Source organism: Paenibacillus forsythiae T98 (genome assembly GCF_000520735.1).
Classification (GTDB): domain Bacteria; phylum Bacillota; class Bacilli; order Paenibacillales; family Paenibacillaceae; genus Paenibacillus_AQ; species Paenibacillus_AQ forsythiae.
In genome coordinates, this window is the sequence record NZ_ASSC01000328.1 from 1 (window position 1) to 4,115 (window position 4,115).

Genomic DNA, 4,115 nt, shown 5'->3' on the forward strand with positions numbered 1-4,115 from the left:
GGCGGGAGTAGCCACGCCGCCCGCAGCAAAGTTAACGACAGGCAGCTTGCCGAGCTCATGAACTTCAAGCAGCAGGTCGTAGGACACGCCAAGGTTTTTGGCTTCGGCATACAGCTCGTCCTTCGACAAATTTTGAACCTTGCGGATTTGGCTGTTGATATAGCGCATATGACGAACCGCTTCTACGATGTTACCGGTTCCTGGCTCGCCCTTGGTGCGAATCATGGACGCGCCTTCGCTGATCCGGCGCAGCGCCTCTCCCAGATCTTTCGCTCCGCAAACGAAAGGAACGGTGAATTCACGTTTATCAATATGGAACACTTCGTCCGCCGGTGTCAGCACTTCGCTTTCATCCAGGTAATCAACACCCAGGGATTCCAGCACCTTGGCTTCTACATAATGACCGATACGAGCCTTGGCCATAACAGGAATGCTTACCACCTTGATAACTTCTTCCACGATGGTAGGATCGGCCATACGGGCTACGCCGCCTGCCGCACGAATATCAGAAGGCACACGCTCCAATGCCATTACAGCTACAGCGCCTGCGGCTTCGGCGATTTTCGCCTGCTCCGCGTTCATGACGTCCATAATGACGCCGCCTTTTTGCATTTCTGCCATACCTCTTTTAACTCTGGATGTTCCTGTTTCCATATCTTCAAGCCTCCCGATAATCTATCTTAATCTAACTTTTTATTTTACCGCATGGCGGATAAATATACAAGCCACTTACTCGGAATTAAAATGCATATTTCTCAAATGCTAGAATAAATTTTTAATTCCTGAAAAAATATCTCTGAAAAAGCTGCCGATTGCCCTGAACAGCAGTTTAAACCATCCGGCTTTTTCCGCTTCCTCGGATGTGATCAGATTGACCGTTTTTTGCTGAGTCTCCAGACCATTGACCTTATACGTATAGGTTACTTTGCCCACCTTCGTGCCCTGGGCAATCGGCGCAACCAGCGTCGACGGATCATTGATCTGGACGGTTGTCGTGATCTGCGGAGAAGCGATTCCCTTGGGAACAATAAAGGTAGCGCCTGCGTCAGTTACCACCGGCACTTCGCTCTTCTTGCCCTTCTCAACCGGAACGGTTTCATTACCCGCCACAGTCGCTTTTGCGGACACGACCTGCTTGACTTCAAAATATTTAAAGCCGAAATCAAGCACCTTCTTCGTCTCCGTGAAGCGGTGAGCCTCCGAGTTCGCGCCCATGACGACGCTGATCAGCCGCATACCGTCACGCACAGCAGTCCCTGTAAAGCAGTTGCCCGCGCTGGAGGTATGCCCCGTCTTCAACCCGTCGAGTCCCGGATAAGCGTAAGCTTTGAAGTTGGGGATATTTTGATTCGCTTCCAGCATCCAGTTGTAGTTGATCATCGGCGCCGCATCCCGTTCGCGGAACTTGTAAGATTGAATGGTCGTATATTTCGAGAAATCGGGATGATCCGTAACGATATGCTGGGCAAGAATGGCCGCATCCATCGCTGAAAGGACGGTTTCCTTATCCGTGTGGGGACGGAATTTGGCGGGCATGTCTTGACGGCTAAGCCCGGTGGAATTGATAAAATACGCGGTCTTCATCCCCATCGTCTGGGCCGTTTCATTCATTAATTTAACGAATTCCTGTTCGGACCCGGAGAGGACCTCGGCCAGAGCAACGGTGGCATCATTCGCTGAGCCAACGGCCATGGCTATGTACAGCTGCTCAATTGTATGTTGGTCACCTTCGGCCAAAAAAATGCGCGAACCGATTTGCTTCGCCGCATTTTCGGTGACGGTCACTTGCTGATCCCAGGACAGCTTGCCATTCTTGACCGCATCGGCAATCAGATATTCCGTCATCATCTTCGTCATGCTGGCCGGAGGAAGCGGCATATCCGCATTCAGGGACAGCAGCACCTGTCCGGTGGTAGGCTCCATCAACACAGCTGATCTCAGATGCAAACCGAGCGACTCGACCGACGGAATCGTTACAGCCGTTCCCGTTGCGGCAGGCGCCGCAGTAGCAGTATTCATCCCTGCTGGGGCCGGTGTCTGCACGCTTTGGGCCATTGCCGGAATAGGAGATAACACAAGCATATTTAAAAGCAGACTCGCTGTTACTGTCTTCACTGCTATCTGTTTCACACTGGATTTACGCTTGAACTTCAATGGATTTAAACTCTCCTTATGAACATCATCTCATTGCTTGTTCTATTCTAACACAGGGGTATCCCCAAAAAAAGACGGACCGGGCGAAATTCGTCCTGTCCGTCCATATTATTAGATGATGTATCGCTTATAGCGAATAGTTAGGGGCTTCCTTCGTAATCTGCACATCATGAGGATGGCTCTCACGAAGCCCGGCTCCGGTAATCCGGATAAAGGATGTGTCATCGCGCAGCTCGGCAAGCGTCTGCGTTCCGCAATAACCCATGCCGGAGCGCAGACCTCCGATCAGTTGGTGCACTGTGTCAGACATCGGCCCCTTGAAAGCTACACGGCCTTCGATGCCTTCCGGTACGAGCTTCTTGTCGTCGTCCTGGAAGTAACGGTCCTTACTGCCCTGCTTCATGGCGCTCATGCTGCCCATACCGCGGTATACCTTGAACTTCCGACCCTGATAAATCTCGGACTCTCCCGGGCTCTCCTCCGTGCCAGCAAACAGGCTTCCCAGCATGACGGCATGCGCGCCCGCTGCGATGGCCTTTGTAATCTCACCGGAGTACTTGATGCCGCCGTCAGCGATAATTGGCACACCGTATTCACGCGCAACAGAAGCGCAGTCGTAAATGGCGGTAATCTGCGGCACGCCGATGCCTGCAATGACACGCGTCGTACAGATCGAGCCAGGCCCAATGCCCACTTTGACCACGGAAGCCCCCGCTTCGATCAAATCGCGCGTAGCTTCGCCGGTCGCTACATTTCCCGCGATAATCGTCAAATCCGGGTACAGCTCGCGCAGCTTACGCACAGCATCAATAATATTGATATGATGGCCGTGAGCCGAATCGACGACAATCAGATCAACTCCGGCGTTAACCAGCGCCCCAGCTCGTTCGAAGGTGTCTTTGGAAATGCCAATAGCCGCGCCTACGAGCAGACGGCCTTGAACATCCTTCGCACCGTTAGGGAATTGAATCGCTTTTTCGATATCTTTAATGGTAATAAGACCTTTTAAAATGTAATTATCGTCAACTAGCGGAAGCTTCTCAATCTTATGACGCTGCAGTACAACTGAAGCCTCCTCAAGCGTTGTGCCGACAGGAGCGGTAACAAGATCCTCTTTGGTCATCACTTCGCTGATTGGAATATTAAAATCATGGATAAAACGCAGATCCCGGTTCGTAATAATCCCTACCAGTTTATTGTTGTCATCTACAATCGGAACGCCGGAAATGCGGTATTTGCCCATGAGACCTTCAGCATCGGACACCATATGCTTCGCCGTAAGTGAAAAAGGGTTTGTAATAACGCCGCTCTCAGAGCGTTTTACGCGGTCCACCTCTTCCGCTTGCTGCTCAATCGACATATTCTTATGAATGATGCCAATGCCGCCTTCACGCGCCATGGCAATCGCCATCGCCGCCTCAGTGACCGTATCCATACCGGCGCTAATGAGCGGAATATTCAATTTTACATTCTTGCTTAACACAGTAGTCAGATCCACTTCCTTGGGCAGCACTTCCGATTTGCGCGGCACCAGCAGCACGTCATCAAAAGTCAGTCCCTCTTTACCAAACTTATCTTTCCACACCTGAGTCATTCCTCCTTGTATTCTTTGTTCTTACGGCCCGCAAACTTTATAAAAAAGAACAAACTTCGTCTCAAGTCCATCCATGGAAGACAGATGTTCTGAGGTGGCAGCATAACGGTTCTTATCTTCAAAGTAGGTTGGAGCGGCATGCCCAAAAATATATTATTGCCATCTTAGCAAAGGGTTTATATACTGTCAAGAACATAACATGAGCAGGAAGTCCCCCGAAAAAAAGGGGGTTATCCCTACCAAATTCCTAGACATTTGTCCATCAACAGCGTACAAAATCCTTCTGTTACGGCGACAGAAAGTTAGGATTTACATCGATGGTGTAGGGTATACAAAAAACCACCGCTGAAATCTCAGCAGTGGTTTC

At 50.5% G+C, this 4,115-nt stretch carries 3 protein-coding genes; all 3 read right to left on the minus strand.

Translation table 11 applies throughout. The annotated features are described in order from the left end of the window. On the minus strand, positions 1–654 hold a 654-nt coding region (pdxS, locus tag L692_RS0110640), incomplete at its 3' end, for a pyridoxal 5'-phosphate synthase lyase subunit PdxS (protein WP_025699692.1). 108 nt (positions 655–762) lie between these two features. After that, a complete protein-coding gene (locus tag L692_RS0110645) occupies positions 763–2,154 on the minus strand; it encodes a D-alanyl-D-alanine carboxypeptidase family protein (protein ID WP_025699694.1) in 1,392 nt (463 codons plus the stop codon). A gap of 127 nt (positions 2,155–2,281) precedes the next feature. After that, complete coding sequence (guaB, locus tag L692_RS0110650) at positions 2,282–3,739, minus strand: IMP dehydrogenase (RefSeq protein WP_025699696.1); 1,458 nt, start codon at positions 3,737–3,739, stop codon at positions 2,282–2,284. Between the last annotated feature and the right edge of the window lie 376 nt (positions 3,740–4,115).